Origin of the sequence: Streptomyces sp. NBC_01275 (assembly GCF_026340655.1) — a bacterium.
Lineage (GTDB): Bacteria > Actinomycetota > Actinomycetes > Streptomycetales > Streptomycetaceae > Streptomyces.
Genome location: NZ_JAPEOZ010000001.1, coordinates 7,281,717 through 7,298,523 on the forward strand (window position 1 = coordinate 7,281,717; position 16,807 = coordinate 7,298,523).

Here is a 16,807-nt window from a genome sequence, read left to right on the forward strand (position 1 = left end):
GAGAGGACTGGTTAAGGAACCTGAGGTTTAGCTGAGTGACGCCTGGTGCTTATGGCGTCACACCCCCGCGAACTCCGCACCCGCGTCCCGCAGCCGTTCGTGCAGTCCACGGAACACGGCCGCGGACCGCGCCCCCGGCCAGCCCTCGGGGAGCAGCCGGGCGGGCAGACCGGGGTCGACGTAGGGGAGGTGACGCCAGGAGTCGAGCGCGAGGAGGTAGTCGCGGTAAGCCTCTTCCGGCGGGGTCTCCAGGCGCTTCTGCCAGGCGTGGAGCACGGGTGCGTGGCGGTCGAGGAACGTCTCGTGCTCCTTGGCGATGGCCGCCAGATCCCACCAGCGGGACGCGGCCTCGACGGTCGGCGCGAAACCGAGGTGCTCACCGCGGAAGAAGTCGACGTAGGGGTCGAGCCGCAGCCGCCGGAGCGTGTGCCGGGCCTCCTCGTACAGTCGGGCCGGGGCGATCCACACGCCGGGCGCGGCCGTGCCGAAGCCCAGCCCCGCCAGCCGCGACCGCAGCACATGCCGCTTCTGGCGCTCCGACTCCGGCACGGAGAACACCGCGAGCACCCAGCCCTCGTCCCCGGGCGACGCCGTGACATAGATGCGCTGGTCACCGTCGTCGAGCAACTGCCGTGCCTCGTCGGACAGCTCGTACCCGGCCGCACCCTGCACGGTGCGGGCCGGCAGCAGCAGTCCGCGCCGCTTCAGCCGGGACACCGAGGAGCGTACGGAGGGTGCGTCGACGCCGACCGCGGCGAGCAGCCGGATCAGCTCGGCGACGGGCACCGGGCCGGGCGCGAAGCGGCCGTACGCGCCGTAGAGCGTGACGATGAGAGACCGAGGTGCGGGCTGGTCGGACACGTTGATCATCTTAGGTCGTCGGCATCACTGCTGGTCACCATTGGTGTCAGCTTCGATGTGAGCTTCGGGGTGAGGACCGGTGACTGTGTCGGTGACCGAGTCGGCGGCCGTTTCGGCAACCGCGTCCGTGGCTGTCTCGGGGGCCGGTCGGACCGCTGTCTCGGTGCGCAGTCTGAACCGCTGGAGCTTGCCGGTCGCGGTGCGCGGCAGCGCGTCCAGGAAGACGATCTCGCGCGGGCACTTGTACGGCGCCAACTCCCCTTTGACGAAGGCCCGCAGCGCCTCCGCGTCCCGCCGCGCGCCCTCCCGCAGGACGGCGAAGGCCACGGCCACCTGCCCCCGGCGGTCGTCGGGCCGTCCGACGACCGCGGCCTCCAGCACGTCCGGGTGACGCAGCAGCGCCTCCTCGACCTCGGGGCCCGCGATGTTGTACCCGGCCGAGATGATCATGTCGTCGGCGCGGGCGACGTACCGGAAGTAGCCGTCGCTCTCGCGGACGTAGGTGTCGCCGGTGACGTTCCAGCCGTCGCGCACGTACTGCCGCTGACGCGGGTCGGCGAGGTAGCGGCAGCCGACCGGGCCGCGCACGGCGAGCAGTCCGGGCTCGCCGTCGGGCACCGGCCTGCCGTCCGGATCCTGCACGCGCGCGTGCCAGCCGGGGACGGGGACGCCGGTCGTGCCGGGGCGGATGCGCTCGTCGGCGGCGGAGATGAAGATGTGCAGCAGCTCGGTGGCCCCGATGCCGTTGATCAGCCGCAGCCCGGTCCGCTCGTGCCAGGCCCGCCAGGTGGCCGCGGGCAGGTTCTCGCCGGCGGACACACAGCGGCGCAGGGAGGAGACGTCGTGCCCGCCGTGCCGGGCGAGGTCGTCGAGGTCGTCGAGCATCGCGCGGTAGGCGGTGGGGGCGGTGAACAGCACGGACACCCGGTGCGCGGCGATCGCCGGCAACAGCTGCTTGGGGCCCGCCTGTTCGAGCAGCAGGGCACTGGCCCCGGCCCGCATCGGGAAGACCACGAGACCGCCGAGGCCGAAGGTGAAACCGAGCGGGGGACTGCCGGCGAAGACATCGTCCGGAAGCGGCTTCAGGATGTTTCGCGAGAAGGTGTCGGCGATCGCCAGCACGTCCCGGTGGAAGTGCAGACACCCCTTCGGCCGGCCGGTGGTGCCGGAGGTGAAGGCGATCAGCGCCACGTCGTCGGCCGCGGTGTCGACGGCGGCGTACGGCGTGCTCGGCGCGGGCCTGCGCAGGAGGTCGTCGGGGGCGTCGCCGCCGTACGTCGTGATCCGCAGCCCGGGTGTCTCGGCCTTGGCGAGGTCGTCGACGGACCGGATGTCGCACAGGGCGTGTCCCACCCGCGCGATCTCGCACATCGTGCGCAACTCGTGCGGTCGCTGCTGGGCCAGCACGGTGACCGCTATCGCGCCCGCTTTCAGCACCGCCAGCCAGCAGGCCGCCAGCCACGGTGTGGTGGGCCCGCGCAACAGCACCCGGTTGCCGGGGACGACCCCGAGGTCGCCGGTGAGGACGTGCGCGATCCGGTCGACGCGGGCGCGCAACTCGCCGTACGTCCAGGCGGGCCCGGAGGGGGTGTGGAAGACCGGCCGGGCGGGGTCGGCGCGGTCGAGCAACTCGGCGGCGCAGTTCACCCGATCGGGGTAGTCCAGCTCCGGCAGGTCGAAGCTGAGATCGGGCCGCTGGCCGGGCGGCGGGAGGTGGTCGCGCGCGAAGGTGTCGACATGGGCCGAGACGTTCATGGCGGTTCGCCCCCTTGACTGGGTGGACGAGCACAACGAGCGTATCGCGTTGGTGACGGCAGTCAATGTTGCGCGATACCGTCGGAAGGGAAGGGCGGAGGAAGCGAAGAGCCGCGCGCGCCAGAGAGGAACGTCGATGCCCGCATTCTCGCTCGAACCGGCACAGACCGCCTGGTGTGCCGAGCTGCGCACCCTGGCCGCCGACCGGCTGCGCCCGCTCGCCGAGAAGGCCGAACCGGGCCGCGTCAACCGCCCGCTCCTCGCCGAACTCGGCCGACTCGGACTGCTGTCCCGGCTGTTCTCCTCGGGCGCCGTCGACCTCTGTCTGATGCGCGAGTCCCTCGCCCACGCCTGCACGGAGGCGGAGACCGCACTCGCCCTCCAGGGCCTCGGCGCGCACCCGGTCCACGCCCACGGCACCCCGGCCCAGCGGGAACGCTGGCTGCCCCGCGTCGCCGACGGCAGCGCGGTGGCCGCGTTCGCGCTGAGCGAGCCGGGGGCGGGCTCGGACGCGGCGGCGCTGTCCCTGGCCGCCGAGCCCGACGGCCCGACCGGCTGGCGCCTGACCGGTGAGAAACGCTGGATCTCCAACGCTCCCGAAGCCGATTTCTACACCGTTTTCGCCCGCACCGGCGAAGCCGCCGGCGCTCGCGGCGTCACCGCGTTCCTGGTCCCCGCCGACCGCCCGGGCCTCACCGGCGCCGCCCTCGACATGCTCTCCCCGCACCCCATCGGCGCCCTCCGCTTCGACGCGGTCCCGGTGACGGCGGACGACGTCGTCGGCGAGCCCGGCCGCGGCTTCCGCGTCGCCATGAGCACCCTCGACCTGTTCCGCCCCAGCGTCGGCGCCTTCGCCGTCGGCATGTCCCAGGCCGCCCTGGACGCGACCCTCGCCCACACGGCGGCCCGGGACGCCTTCGGCGGCAAACTGAAGGACCTGCAGACGGTGGCCCACCAGGTCGCCGAGATGGCCCTGCGCACGGAGGCCGCCCGCCTGATGGTCCACGCGGCGGCCACGGCGTACGACACCGGCGCCCCGGACGTCCGCAAGCGCGCCGCGATGGCGAAGCTGTTCGCCACCGAGACCGCGCAGTACGTCGTCGACGCCGCCGTCCAACTCCACGGCGCACGGGCGCTGCACCGGGGGCACCTGCTCGAACACCTCTACCGCGAGGTACGCGCCCCACGGATCTACGAGGGGGCGAGCGAGGTCCAACGCGGCATCATCGCAAGGGAGTTGTACGCGGAACGGGAGCTGGGGGAGGAACGCGAGTCGCCCGGCGAGCAGGAGTCCTACGCCGACCGGGTCGACCGGGCCGCCGACCGGGCCGACCGATCCGACCGGGCCGACCAAGTCGGTCAGACGGGCCACGCCGAACGCACCCTCGTCGCCGACCCGGAGGCCGCCCCGTGACCGCCGAGCGCGTCAACCCGCCCGGGCTCTCCCCGCCCACCGGCTTCTCCCATGCCGTCGTCGCCACCGGAGGCCGGCTCGTCTTCCTCGCGGGTCAGACCGCGCTCGACGCCGAGGGCAGGGTCGTCGGGGCGGACCTCCCCGCGCAGTTCGAGCGGGCCCTCGCCAACCTCCTCACCGCCCTGCGGAGTTGCGGAGGCGCCCCGGCCGACCTCGCCCGCGTCACCGTCTACGCCGTCGACGTCGCCGACTACCGCGTCCGCGCGCCCGAACTCGGCCGCATCTGGCGGGACTTGGCGGGCCGCGACTATCCCGCGATGGCGGTCGTGGAGGTCGTGCGGCTCTGGGACGAACAGGCGCTCGTCGAGCTCGACGGCTTCGCGGTGCTGCCGTAACGCCCGTTCGGCTCATTCTGACGCTTTCCCGGCGCTGCCCGGAGTTCGCCTTCCCACCTCGGACGATGTCTGAGTTGGTGTCGGATGGCCACGATCGGCGTCGGCGGACATGTGCACACGTACTCGTATCCCGAGCGTGCCCCCCGGGGCCGGGTCATCACCACCGTTTTCCTGGCGATCGCGCCCAACCTGCCCGAGGTGAGAGGGGCGACCGACGCATACCGTGCGGCTCGGCCCGGATCCTGTGCCCGCCGATGAAACGGCCCGGCTAGCGGCATCCGGTCCGGCCGGGTCAGGCCGCGATGGTCAGTCGCTGTGCGGGCGCCCGGTGCGGGCTCACGACGCGGCCGTCGGGGAGCAGTTCGCCGCAGTCGTCGAAGACGATCGTGCCGTCGCACAGCAGACTCCAGCCCTGCTCGGGGTGGGCGGCGACGACGTGCACGGGGTGGGCGGCAGAAGCGCTGGGAAACGGGTGGGAACACATGGCGCACCTCCACGTCGGTGGGGTCGGCCGTCCGGTCGGCCCGCATGGGTAGACCATGCGCCCGCCGCGGAGTCATCGCCAGGGGGCGCCGGGAAGCGTGACAGCACCAGGACAACTCCGGGACGGTTCGTCGACGGGCCGTACGGACTCGCCACCGAAGGAGTGACGATCACGGCCTCGGGCGCGCGCGACCGGTACCAGTGGGAGCCCCCACAACAGGAGGTCCTTCCATGTCGTTCCGCCTCGCCCTGACCGCTGCCGTCGGCGCCGCCCTGCTTCTGCTGGCCGCCCCGGCCCTCACCGTCACGGCCGCCGCCGCCCCCGCGGAGAGCGTCACCGTCGACCCGGCCGGCCGGATCGCCTCCGACGGCACCGTCACCCTCTCCGGCACCTACCGCTGTCTCGGCAGCACGGGTCCCGTCTTCGTCGGCTCCTCCGTCCGCCAGGGCTCCGGGGACGTTCGGCAGGGCATCGGAGGCACCCGCGCTCTGTGCGACGGCGCCGAGCACGCCTGGCAGAACACGGGCAAGCCCGCCCCCGACGCGCTCAAGGCCGGCCCGGCCCGTGTCGAGGCGACCCTGATGGAGCTCAAGCCCCAGGGCGGCCTGCCCCTGCCGAGCTTCCACGCGACGACGGAGCAGGACATCACGCTGACGGCCTTCCACTGACGGCGAGCCGAACGCCCGCTGCCGGGCCGCCCCTCCGTCGGCGGCGGCCTACGGGCGCGCCCTAAGGAGAGCCTCGTGCCGTGCTGCGCCGTCCTCGGTGACGGCGCGGCAGCGGCGGGCCAGTTCACCACGGGCGGGCGGCGTCGCCGTGGCGGACACGGGGGCGGGACGATCCGGCATACTGCTGTCTCTGTTCCTTTGTCTCTGTTCCTTCGCGCGACGGGGTCGTTCCGGCCAACCGGGCCGGAAGGCGGGCTTGTTGAGCGATCACGCTCCGGGAGAGACTTCTACAGCGCTGTAGATTGCAGTGTGTCGCCGGTACGCCGTATCGGCCGGCAAGCGGTCACGGCCGCTGTTCGCCGTTCGCCACGGAAGAGAGCAGACCTGATGTTCGGCTTGAGTGAACTGGCCCTGATCCTGCTCGTCCTGATCGTGGTCCTCGGGATCAGGAAGCTGCCCGAGCTGTCCCGGTCGGCGGGCAAGGCGGCCCGCATCTTCAAGAGCGAGGCCAAAGCGCTCAAGGAGCAGGACTCTCCGGAGCAGCCGCCCGGTTCGGGGCGGACGGTGTCGGGCGCCGTGGTCGACCGGGATGAGCCGTCGGCCCGGTCGTGAGGCGAGGGCGTGGGTGAGGGCGAGGGCTCGGACCCGCGGTCCCGCCGGTGCCGGTGACCCCGATGCGCAGTTCCGTCTCGCGTGAGGCGACGGTCATGGTCGGGTCGGCGCCCACGGCGTGCTTCGTCGTGGGTCTGGCGGACGACGAGGAACTCCTTGCTGCGGTGGTTCGCCTGCGCAGCGAATGCGGCCGGATCGCGGTTCCCAGCTCACTGCCCGCCGCGGACCGCCGCACCGCCAGCCGCGATACGACGGTCGCGGTATGGCGGTATGGCGGTATGGCGGTATGGCGGTGCGGCGGTCGGGTCGGCGGGGCCCAGCCACCGGGTCCTCAGACGTTGACGCCGAAGTCGGCGGCGATCCCGGCGAGGCCGGAGGCGTAGCCCTGTCCGACGGCGCGGAACTTCCACTCGGCGCCGCTCCGGTAGAGCTCTCCGAACACCATCGCCGTCTCCGTCGAGGCGTCCTCGGACAGGTCGTAGCGGGCGATCTCCTGGCCGCCCGCCTGGTTGACGACGCGGATGAAGGCGTTGCGGACCTGACCGAAGCTCTGGCCACGGTTCTCGGCGTCGTGGATCGAGACCGGGAAGACGATGCGGTCGACCTCGGCGGGCACGGCGGCCAGGTTCACCTTGACGCTCTCGTCGTCCCCCTCGCCCTCGCCGGTGAGGTTGTCGCCGGTGTGCTCGACCGAACCGTCGGGGCTGGTGAGGTTGTTGTAGAACACGAAGTGCCGGTCGGACAGGACCTTGCCCGAGGCGTCCAGCAGCAGTGCGGAGGCGTCGAGGTCGTAGTCGGTGCCCGTGGTGGTGCGTACGTCCCAGCCCAGACCGACCAGGACGGCGGTCAGACCCGGCGCCTCCTTGCTGAGCGAGACATTGCCGCCCTTGGACAGGGAAACTCCCACGCTGCTCTCCTCCTTGGGAAACATCCGTTGCGGGCCGTCGCGCGACCCCGGACGATAAAACTACAACACTGTAGAAGATCGGGGCGGGGTGAGGGCGGGGGCGGCCGTACGGGGCGTCTCTACGATGTACCGCTGGTGAAAAGCGAGTCGGCGGAAAGGAGCCAGGGCATGACGGACCGGCGACAGGACCGACCGCATGACCGACCGCATGACCGACTGCATGACCAACGGCAGGACCGGCGACAGCGTCCCCGGCGGCGGGGGCAGGGCGAGCTGGAGGCGCTGGTCCTGGCCGCCCTGCGGGAGGCGGACGGTCCCGCGAACGCGGGCTGGGTGCAGGAGCGCATGGGAGGCGACCTCGCCTATACGACCGTGATCACGATCCTGACCCGGCTGCTGGCCAAGGGTGTGGTGGCCCGGGAGCGGTCGGGCCGCTCCTTCGCATGGACGCCGGTGTCGGACCAGGCGGGTCTCGCCGCACACCGGATGCGCAGACTGCTCGACGGCGAGAAGGACCGGGAGGCGGTGCTGGCCAGCTTCCTCACCTCCCTCGAACCGGACGACGAGCGTCTCCTGCGGGACCTGCTCGACGGCACCGGGGCGGAGGGGACCGGGGCGGACCAGACCGGGGCGGACTAGGCGGACTAGACCGGTCGGGACCGGAGCGCACCGGAGCGGGGCGGACGTGTGGACGCCCAAAGCCCTGCCGTTCCGAGGGGAAGCGTCGGCCGCCGCGTCAGGCGCCGACCGACGGCCAGCGCCTGAGAACAGGCCGCCAGGCGGCGCAGCAGCCCCGGCCCAGTCGCTCTAGTCCTCCCCGTCGCCCCCGTCTTCCTCTTCCTCGTCCCCCTCGAAGAAGTCGCCGATCTCGTCGACGACTTCGGCGGCGACCATCCCGCCGACCACGCCGACCGCCAGACCCGCCGCACCGGCGGCGACCGCGGTGCCGACGCCCGACCCGGAACGGTGCTCGTCGTGCGGGCGGTGCTCGTCGTACCCGTGGTGCCCGCCGCCGTACGCGTCCCCGTGCCCGTACGACGCGGGCGAGTCGTACGCGGACCGGTGCTCGACCAGTTGCCGGACCCAGCCGTCGACCTCCGTGTTCCAGTCCCGGCCGGGCACGTCCTGGTGGCCCACGCTGAAGCGGGTCAGCGCGTCGTGCCCGGAGGAGAGGAACCCGCCGCGCTTGTCGGCCTCCAGAACGACTTCCAGAACCGCCGGACCGGCGAGGAAGGTCACCTCGATCTCATTGACCTGGTGCGCGTACTCGGGCGACGGAGCGAGCTCGATCTCCTGGTAGAAGGGCAGCTGTTGGCCGGTGCCGCCGATGCGCCCGTACTCCAGATCCGCCGACCTGAAGCCGAAACCGAGCTGGCCGAGCGCCTCGAGGATCGCCTCCTGCGCCGGCAGCGGGCCGACGGTGAGCGCGTCGAGGTCGCCCTTGTCCTTCGTCCCGGCCACCGCCAACTCGGTGCGCACGCCGAGGACGACGCCCAACGGCTGGCCGTACAACTCGGTGATCGGCGTCTCCCACGGCAACGTCACGCTGAAGGGGACGCTGCGGTGTTCCTCCTCGTCGAGCCGGAAGCCGCCGCCGACCGTGAACCGCTCGAAGGCGACGAAGCCCTCGCTCTCGCCGTCCTCGTGCTCGGCCTCGACCCGTGCGACGAGCTCCAGGGTGATGTGCTCGATGTCCACGGCCGTACCGCCGCCCCGCAGATGCACCTGCCCGGACAGCACCCCGCCCGGCGGTACCGCACCGCCGTCCAGGACCGTGTCCACCGAGGGACCGCCCACACCGAGGGCCCCGAGCAGCCGTTTGAACACCATGCCGGTGTCGCTCCTTCACAGTTCGCTCCACGGCCGCATGCGCCTACCGCCGGCCGATGCCACCAGAACTACCCCACTCGGTAAAGAAGTTCCCAAGCCCCCGGTGCCCTCGGCATCTTTTTCACGCCACCGTCGCGCCTCCCTCGACCTATCATGCGCAAAGGGTTTCTCTCGTTGGGGGTTTACGCAAGGGCTTAGACGGGTCAAGATGGCGCAGCGAAGTGAGCAATCATTTTCTCAGTGGTGTCGCAGATGAGCTTTCCGGTGCTTGCTCGTTGCCGTCGGTGCCGTTCGGGGGCCGTTCAGTTTTGTTCGGTGTTGCGAACATCGATCGATGTGTCGAACGGGTGATGATCGGCTCACCGCCCCAGACCCTTTCCAGAGCAGTAAGGACGGCCGGTTGTGCATGCAGAGCACGATGAATCCATGAGCCTCGCCCCCTGTGTAGTCGGGGTCGACTTCGGCACCCTGTCCGGGCGGGCCGTGGTGGTCCGTGTCGCCGACGGCGCCGAACTGGCCGCCGCCGAGCACCCGTACACGCACGCGGTCCTCGACCGGCAGCTGCCCGACGGTACGCCGCTGCCGCCCGACTGGGCGTTGCAGGTGCCCGCGGACTACATCGACGTCCTGCGCATCGCCGTACCCGAGGCGCTGGCCCGCTCCGGTGTGCGGCCGGAGCAGGTGGTGGGCGTCGGCACGGACTTCACCGCGTGCACCGTCCTGCCGGTCCTCGCCGACGGCACGCCCCTGTGTGAACTCCCCGATCTCGCGTCCCGTCCGCATGCTTACGTCAAGCTCTGGCGTCACCACGCCGCGCAGGCCCAGGCCGACCGCATCACCGCCCTGGCCGAGGCGCGCAAGGAGCCGTGGCTGCGGCGGTACGGGGGGAAGATCTCCTCGGAGTGGGAGTTCGCCAAGGCGTTGCAGCTGCTCGAAGAAGATCCCGAGCTCTACGGGCTGACCGACCGCTGGGTGGAGGCGGCGGACTGGATCGTGTGGCGGCTGTGCGGGACCTACGTCCGCAACGCCTGCACCGCCGGTTACAAGGGCCAGCTCCAGGACGGCGTCTATCCCTCCTCCGACTATCTCGCCGCGCTCGACCCCGGCTTCGCCGGCTTCGTGGCCGACAAGCTGGAGCAGCCGATCGGTCAGCTCGGGGATCTGGCGGGCGGGTTGACGGCGGAGGCGGCGGCGTGGACGGGGCTGCCGGAGGGCATCGCCGTCTGCGTCGGCAACGTGGACGCGCATGTGACGGCGCCCGCGGCCACCGCGGTGGAGCCGGGGCGGATGGTCGCCATCATGGGCACCTCGACCTGTCATGTGATGAGCAGCGACCGGTGGGCCGAGGTGCCGGGGATGTGCGGGGTCGTCGACGGCGGGATCCTGCCGGGGCTGTGGGGTTACGAGGCCGGGCAGAGCGGCGTCGGGGACGTCTTCGGCTGGTTCGTGCGCACCGGGTTCCCCGCCGCGTACGCCGAGCAGGCCGCCGCGCTCGGCCGCGACCCGCACGAGCACCTCACCGCCCTCGCGGCCGAACAGCGGGTGGGGGAGCACGGGCTGGTGGCGCTGGACTGGCAGAGCGGCAACCGTTCCGTGCTCGTCGACCACGACCTCAGCGGTGTGGTGGTGGGGCTGACGCTGTCGACCCGGCCGGAGGACGTCTACCGCGCTCTGCTGGAGGCGACCGCCTTCGGCACGCGGACGATCATCGAGGCGTTCGAGGCGTCGGGCGTGCCGGTGGGCGAGCTGATCGTCGCGGGCGGGCTGACGAAGAACGCGCTGCTGATGCAGATCTACGCCGACGTCATCCGTCGTCCCCTCGGCGTCATCGACTCGGCGCAGGGTCCCGCGCTGGGCGCGGCGATGCACGCGGCGGTCGCGGCCGGGGCGTATGCGGACATCCGGGCCGCAGCGCAGGCGATGGGCAAGGCCCGCCCGGCCGTCTATCAGCCGGACCCCGGGCGGGCCGCCGCCTACGACCGCCTCTACGCCGAATACCGGCTGCTGCACGACTACTTCGGCCGCGGGGCCAACGAGGTCATGCACCGGCTGCGCGCCCTGCGCACGGAAGCCTCCGCCTGAGACGACGACGTGAATCCCATCCTGAAAGGAACCCCGTCATGACTTCATACGCCCCGTCGCCCGCCCACTCGCCCGCTCAGACTCTCGCCGCCCAGGAGGTCTGGTTTCTCACCGGCAGCCAGGGCATGTACGGCGAGGACACGCTGCGTCAGGTGGCGCAGCAGTCCCGGCAGATCGCCGAGCGCCTCGACGCCGCCGGCCGGATCCCGCTGAAGGTGGTGTGGAAGCCGGTGCTCACGGACGCGGAGTCGATCCGTCGGCTGTGCCTGGAGGCCAACGCCTCCGACGCCTGCGCGGGCGTGGTCGTGTGGATGCACACCTTCTCCCCGGCCAAGATGTGGATCGCCGGGCTCAGCGCGCTGGACCGGCCGCTGCTGCACCTGCACACCCAGTACAACCTGTCGCTGCCCTGGTCGAGCATCGACATGGACTTCATGAACCTCAACCAGGCCGCCCACGGCGACCGCGAGTTCGCCCACGTCGAGGCCCGCCTAGGCGTCCCCCGCAAGATCGTTGCCGGTCACGCCACCGACCCCCGCGTCATCGCGCGCGTCGCCGCCTGGACGCGGGCCGCCGCCGGCCGCCAGGCCGCCCGCACCCTGCGCCTGGCCCGCTTCGGCGACAACATGCGCGACGTCGCCGTCACCGAAGGCGACAAGGTCGAGGCTCAGCTCCGCTTCGGCTACTCGGTGAACACCTACGCCGTCAACGATCTGGTGGCCGTCGTCGACGCCGTGCAGGACAAAGAAGCCGCGGAACTCGCCGCCGAATACGTCGAGTCGTACAACGTGGTCCCCGCGCTGCGGCCAGGCGGCATCCGCCACGACTCCCTCCTGTACGCGGCCCGCCAGGAGATCGGCCTGCGGACCTTCCTCACCGAGGGCGGCTTCACCGCCTTCACCACCAACTTCGAGGACCTCGGCGGCCTGCGCCAGCTCCCCGGCCTCGCCGTCCAGCGCCTGATGGCCGACGGCTACGGCTTCGGCGGCGAGGGCGACTGGAAGACCTCCGCCCTCCTGCGCACGATGAAGGTCATGGGCGCCGGACAGCCCGGCGGCGCCACCTTCATGGAGGACTACACCTACCACCTCGGCCCCGGCGCTCCCCGCGTCCTGGGCGCCCACATGCTGGAGGTCTGCCCCACCGTCGCCGCGGACCGCCCCGCCTGCGAGATCCATCCCCTGTCCATCGGCGGCCGCGAGGACCCCGTCCGCCTCGTCTTCAACGCCGCCCCCGGCCCCGCCCTGGTCGTCGGCCTCTGCGACCTCGGCGACCGCTTCCGCCTCACCGCCAACACCGTCGACGTCGTGCCCCCCAGCGAACCCCTGCGCCGCCTCCCCGTCGCCACAGCCGTATGGGAGCCGCGCCCCTCCCTCGCCGAGTCCGCCGAGAGCTGGCTGCTGGCCGGCGCCCCTCACCACACCGTCCTCAGCTCCGCCGTCGACATCGAGACGCTCGCTGACTTCGCCGCCATGACCGGCGTCGAACTCCTCACCATCGACGAGAACACCACCTCCGGGCAGTTCGCCAAGGAAATCCGGTGGAACGCCGCCTACCACCGCCTCGCCCAAGCCCTGTGACCCCCATGAACACCGCGTCCCGCACCCGAGGAGATCACCGGATGACCGCCCCCGTCCCCGCCCTCCGCGACGGCCTGCGCCAAGAGGTCCTGGAGGCGAACCTGGCCATCCCCCGGGCCGGCCTCGCCGCCCTCACCTGGGGAAACGTCAGCGGAATCGACCGCGAGGCCGGACTCTTCGTCATCAAGCCCTCCGGCGTCCCCTACGACAGCCTCACCCTCGAGGACCTGGTGACCGTCCGCCTGTCCGACGGCGAGATCGTCCACGGCCGTCTGCGCCCCTCCACCGACACCGAGACCCACCGCAGCCTCTACCGCGCCTTCCCCTCCGTCGGCGGCGTCACCCACACCCACTCCACCCACGCCGTCGCCTTCGCCCAGGCCCGCCGCGAGATACCCGTCCTCGGCACCACCCACGCCGACACCTTCAACGGACCCGTCCCCTGCACCCCCGACCTCACCCCCCAGCAGTGCGCGACCGACTACGAGTACAACACCGGCCAGGCCATCGTGGACCTGCTGAACAGCGACGACACACGAGCGGCCGAAGTCCCCGGCGCACTCGTCGCCGGCCACGGCCCCTTCACCTGGGGCCCCACCGCCCGCAAGTCCCTCGAACACGCCGTCATCTGCGAAGCCGTCGCCGACATCGCTCTGCACACCTTCGCCCTCGCCCCCACAAGCCCCCCACCACCCCAACACCTCCTCGACCGCCACTACACCCGCAAACACGGCCCCGACGCCTACTACGGCAACCCCGACCCGGGCAGGACGACCCCCGTGTGACCGGCCTGTCCGCAGCTCCAGGGACAAGCGTCGGCCGACCCGCCGCCCCCACGCACCGCCGCCCGCTCAGCTCGATTCGCGGACCACGAGCCGGCAGGGAACGGTGTGCAGACCCGGCTCCGGCTCGGAGCCGATGGCGTCCAACAGTCGCAGGGCGGCCTGGCGGCCGATCTCCGCGAGGTCCGTGTCGATCGTGGTGAGGGGTGGGCGGCAGGCCAGCGCCATGATGTCCCAGTTGTCGTAGCCCACGATCGCGATCCGGCCGGGGACGTCCAGGCCGTTCTCGCGCAGGGTGTCGGCGACGCCTCTGGCGATCTGGTCGTTGCCGCAGAAGAAGGCGTCCGTGTCCGGTGCGGTGCGCAGGACCGCTTCGGCGGCCCGGCGCCCCCATGCCTCGCTCCACTCGCCGAAGTGGACCCGGCCGGTGGCGAGCTCCAGCGAGGAGCGTTCGAGCAACTCGACGGTGTGGCGGGCGCGGTCGCGGGCTGCCGCGTGGTGGGCGGGGCCGGTGATGTGCGCGATCCGTGTGCGGCCGGTCGCCAGCAGATGCTCGACGGCCAGCTGCGCTCCGCTCCGGTCGTCGGAGACCACGGAGATGTCCTCCGGGTCCGTGGACGGCGAGAGCGCGTAGACCGTCGGAATCGGGTCTATCCCCTTCAACGGCGGCCGTGGGTCGGTGCGCCGGCCGGTCACGATGATGCCGTCCACCCGGCGGTCGGTGAGGTTGCGCAGATGGTGCTGCTCGCGGATGGCGTCGCCGCGGGTGTCGCAGAGCAGCACGGAGATCTTGCCGGCGCCGAGCGCGTCCTCGGCGCCGAGCAGGACGGGGGTGCTGAAGCGGCCGATGCCGTCGGTCGTCATCAGCCCGACGGTCCAGCTGCGGCCGGTGTGCAGGCTCTGCGCATGCTGGTTGGGGCGGAAGTCGAGCGCCTCCACGGCGGCCATGACCCGCTGCCGGGTCTCGGGCCGCATCCTGCCGCTGCCGTTCAGCGCTTTCGAGGCCGTCCCGACACTGACGCCGGCCAGCTTGGCAACGTCGGCGAGCTTCGCCCGCCCTGTCGGGGGAGAACCTGGAACGGCGGTCACGCGCAACCCTTTTCCTAGATGACGTCGGCGACGTACATCCTGGCATCGTTCGCGCCCGCTGGCCAGCCTCTGGTGGGAAGCCAGAAGATACTTGCGCGTACCCCTTGACGCATGCCCGCCGTCTTTCTACGTTTCGGGCAGAAAAACGTTTGCTCAAGCGGGTTCGAGAGGCGGAGCACCGCCTGCCGTGCCCGGGACGCCGTACCACCCCACGTGCGCTGAATCCCCGACCCGCTTCCCATCTCACTCTCCGGAGAGCCATGCCCCGCCCACGTTCCGCCGTGCCCTCCTCCACGTCCTCGGCCCCGTCCGAGCAGGGAGGCGCCCTCCTGGGCCCGGTCCGCCAGGGCCCGGGCGCCCAGGCGGCGCTCGCCCCTGCCGCCGTCGAGGTGCGCGGCGGCTTCTGGGACACCCGACGCGAGGTGAACGCGCGTACCTCCATCCCGCAGGGCCCCGCACTGCTGGAGTCGGCGGGGAACCTGCGGAACCTGCGGCTCGCGGCGGGTGCGGACGAGGGCGAGTTCCAGGGCGCGTACCCGTTCGTGGACTCGGACGTCTACAAGTGGCTGGAGGCCGCCTCCTGGCAGCTCGCCCAGCGGACGCCCGAGGACGACGGCCCGCTCGCGGCCGACGTGGAGCGCATCGTCTCCCTCGTCGTCGGCGCGCAGCAGCCCGACGGCTACCTCAACACCTGGTTCCAGCTGCTCAAGGGCGGCGAGCGCTACCGGGACCTGCGCTGGGGCCACGAGCTGTACTGCGCCGGCCATCTGATCCAGGCGGCGGTGGCCCACCACCGGGCCACCGGGCGCAGCGAGCTCCTCGACGTGGCCGTGCGGTTCGCCGACCACATCGACTCGGTCTTCGGCCTGCCCGGCAGCGGCAAGCCCATCGACGGCGTCGACGGCCACCCCGAGGTCGAGACCGCCCTCGTCGAGCTGTACCGGGAAACGGGTGAACGCCGATACCTGGACCTCGCCGGCTACTTCGTGGACCGCTTCGGCCACGGCCTGCTGGGCGGCGAGGCGTACTGCCAGGACCGCGTCCCGCTGCGCGAGGCGGTCAACGTCGAGGGTCATGCGGTGCGCCAGCTGTATCTGCTGGCCGCCGTGGCCGACCTGGCCACCGAGACGGGGGAGGCCGCGCTGCGCACCGCCGCCGAGCGGCTGTGGGAGGCGATGACCGCCACCAAGACGCACCTCACCGGCGGCCTCGGCGCCCATCACGACGAGGAGGACTTCGGCGACCCGTACGAGCTGCCGAACGAGCGCGCCTACTGCGAGACCTGCGCGGCCATCGCCTCGATCCAGTGGAGCTGGCGCATGGCCCTGCTCACCGGCGAGGCCCGCTACTCCGACCTGATCGAACGCACCCTGTACAACGGCTTCCTCGCCGGCGTCTCCCTCGACGGCGAACACTGGCTGTACGTCAATCCGCTCCAGGTCCGCGACGGCCACACCGACACCGGCGGCGACCAGTCGGCCCGCCGCACCCGATGGTTCCGCTGCGCCTGCTGCCCGCCGAACGTCATGCGGCTGCTGGCCTCCCTGGAGCACTACCTCGCCTCGAGCGACGCCGACGGCCTGCAGATCCACCAGTACGTCACCGGGCGCTACACCGGCGACGTCGACGGGACCCCGGTCGTGGTGAGCGCCGAGACCGACTACCCCTGGGACGGCACGATCGCCCTGACCGTCGAGGAGAGCGCGCAGGAACGGCCCTGGACGCTCTCCCTGCGGATCCCGCAGTGGTGCCGCGAGTACCGGCTCCGGGTCGGGGACACGACGTACGACAGCAACGGCACGCCCGTCACCGACGGCTGGCTGCGGCTCGAGCGCACCTGGGCCCCCGGCGACCGGGTCGTCCTGGAACTCGCCGTCGAGCCCCGCCTGACCGCCGCGGACCCGCGGGTGGACGCCGTACGCGGCTGTGTGGCGATCGAGCGCGGACCGCTCGTGTACTGCCTGGAAGGGGTCGACCACCCCGGCGGCGGCCTGGACGACATGGTGCTCGACACCACCCGCCCGCTCGCCGTGAAGCACCGCCCCGACCTGCTCGGCGGCGTCACCACCGTGGTGGCCGCAGGACGCCGCCGGCACCTCGCCGACGCGGGCTGGTGGCCGTACCGGACCGCCGACCCCGCCATCGCAGACTCCGCCACCGCAGACTCCGCCATCGCAGACTCCGCCACCGCAGACGCCCCACCGGTCGACGAGCCCCTCGAACTGACCGCGATCCCCTACTACGCGTGGGCCAACCGCCAGGACGGCAGCATGCGCGTCTGGCTGCCCACCTCCTGAGCCCCCGCATCCCTCCCCTTCCCCCTCCTCCTTCCTCTCTCTTCTCTCCTA

The 16,807-nt window shown here is 71.9% G+C and carries 15 protein-coding genes; 9 read left to right on the forward strand and 6 right to left on the reverse strand.

All coding sequences use genetic code 11. The features are described from left to right. Positions 1 to 57 precede the first annotated feature (57 nt). Together OG562_RS32325 and OG562_RS32330 are read right to left on the reverse strand one after the other, a co-directional pair. Positions 58 to 870 (reverse strand): PaaX family transcriptional regulator C-terminal domain-containing protein, encoded by an 813-nt coding sequence (locus OG562_RS32325; RefSeq protein WP_266404284.1) that lies wholly within the window; start codon positions 868 to 870, stop codon positions 58 to 60. A 15-nt stretch (positions 871 to 885) separates the two neighbouring features. Beyond that, a complete protein-coding gene (locus OG562_RS32330; protein ID WP_266404285.1) occupies positions 886 to 2,616 on the reverse strand; it encodes an AMP-binding protein in 1,731 nt (576 codons plus the stop codon). 136 nt (positions 2,617 to 2,752) lie between these two features. On the opposite strand from OG562_RS32330, the gene OG562_RS32335 reads away from it, so the two are divergent. Together OG562_RS32335 and OG562_RS32340 are read left to right on the forward strand one after the other, a co-directional pair. Next, complete coding sequence (locus OG562_RS32335) at positions 2,753 to 4,030, forward strand: acyl-CoA dehydrogenase family protein (protein ID WP_266404287.1); 1,278 nt, start codon at positions 2,753 to 2,755, stop codon at positions 4,028 to 4,030. Further along, a complete protein-coding gene (locus OG562_RS32340) occupies positions 4,027 to 4,425 on the forward strand; it encodes a RidA family protein (protein WP_266404288.1) in 399 nt (132 codons plus the stop codon). The genes OG562_RS32335 and OG562_RS32340 overlap by 4 nt, the downstream gene beginning before the upstream one ends. Positions 4,426 to 4,717: 292 nt before the next feature. Here OG562_RS32340 and OG562_RS32345 read toward each other — a convergent pair whose 3' ends face one another. Next, positions 4,718 to 4,909, reverse strand: coding sequence for a DUF5999 family protein (locus tag OG562_RS32345; protein WP_266404289.1), 192 nt, complete (start codon positions 4,907 to 4,909; stop codon positions 4,718 to 4,720). Between the two features lie 230 nt (positions 4,910 to 5,139). On the opposite strand from OG562_RS32345, the gene OG562_RS32350 reads away from it, so the two are divergent. Beyond that, the gene (locus OG562_RS32350; protein ID WP_266404290.1) at positions 5,140 to 5,577 is read left to right on the forward strand and encodes a DUF6299 family protein; all 438 of its coding nucleotides are present in this window, start codon (positions 5,140 to 5,142) and stop codon (positions 5,575 to 5,577) included. Between the two features lie 387 nt (positions 5,578 to 5,964). Further along, positions 5,965 to 6,189 (forward strand): twin-arginine translocase TatA/TatE family subunit, encoded by a 225-nt coding sequence (locus OG562_RS32355; RefSeq protein ID WP_266404291.1) that lies wholly within the window; start codon positions 5,965 to 5,967, stop codon positions 6,187 to 6,189. 331 nt (positions 6,190 to 6,520) lie between these two features. Here OG562_RS32355 and OG562_RS32360 read toward each other — a convergent pair whose 3' ends face one another. Beyond that, positions 6,521 to 7,096 (reverse strand): TerD family protein, encoded by a 576-nt coding sequence (locus OG562_RS32360; RefSeq protein WP_266404292.1) that lies wholly within the window; start codon positions 7,094 to 7,096, stop codon positions 6,521 to 6,523. A gap of 168 nt (positions 7,097 to 7,264) precedes the next feature. On the opposite strand from OG562_RS32360, the gene OG562_RS32365 reads away from it, so the two are divergent. Continuing rightward, positions 7,265 to 7,735 carry a BlaI/MecI/CopY family transcriptional regulator gene (locus OG562_RS32365; protein ID WP_266404294.1) on the forward strand — a complete coding sequence of 157 codons (471 nt, stop codon included), beginning with the start codon at positions 7,265 to 7,267 and terminating at the stop codon, positions 7,733 to 7,735. A 168-nt stretch (positions 7,736 to 7,903) separates the two neighbouring features. Here the strand turns inward: OG562_RS32365 and OG562_RS32370 are convergent, their stop codons facing one another. After that, positions 7,904 to 8,926, reverse strand: coding sequence for a sporulation protein (locus tag OG562_RS32370; protein WP_266404297.1), 1,023 nt, complete (start codon positions 8,924 to 8,926; stop codon positions 7,904 to 7,906). A gap of 426 nt (positions 8,927 to 9,352) precedes the next feature. On the opposite strand from OG562_RS32370, the gene araB reads away from it, so the two are divergent. From araB to araD, 3 genes are read left to right on the forward strand one after another with little or no spacing between them, the layout of a single operon-like run. Next, complete coding sequence (araB, locus tag OG562_RS32375) at positions 9,353 to 11,008, forward strand: ribulokinase (RefSeq protein WP_266404299.1); 1,656 nt, start codon at positions 9,353 to 9,355, stop codon at positions 11,006 to 11,008. 38 nt (positions 11,009 to 11,046) lie between these two features. Next, positions 11,047 to 12,588, forward strand: a complete 1,542-nt coding sequence (araA, locus tag OG562_RS32380; RefSeq protein ID WP_266404301.1) for an L-arabinose isomerase — start codon at positions 11,047 to 11,049, stop codon at positions 12,586 to 12,588. A 41-nt stretch (positions 12,589 to 12,629) separates the two neighbouring features. Continuing rightward, positions 12,630 to 13,373 (forward strand): L-ribulose-5-phosphate 4-epimerase AraD, encoded by a 744-nt coding sequence (araD, locus tag OG562_RS32385; RefSeq protein ID WP_266404303.1) that lies wholly within the window; start codon positions 12,630 to 12,632, stop codon positions 13,371 to 13,373. 66 nt (positions 13,374 to 13,439) lie between these two features. Here the strand turns inward: araD and OG562_RS32390 are convergent, their stop codons facing one another. Continuing rightward, positions 13,440 to 14,459: a LacI family DNA-binding transcriptional regulator gene (locus OG562_RS32390; protein ID WP_266404304.1), complete on the reverse strand. Its 1,020-nt coding sequence runs from the start codon at positions 14,457 to 14,459 to the stop codon at positions 13,440 to 13,442. 260 nt (positions 14,460 to 14,719) lie between these two features. On the opposite strand from OG562_RS32390, the gene OG562_RS32395 reads away from it, so the two are divergent. Further along, positions 14,720 to 16,756, forward strand: a complete 2,037-nt coding sequence (locus tag OG562_RS32395; protein WP_266404305.1) for a glycoside hydrolase family 127 protein — start codon at positions 14,720 to 14,722, stop codon at positions 16,754 to 16,756. Positions 16,757 to 16,807: the final 51 nt, after the last annotated feature.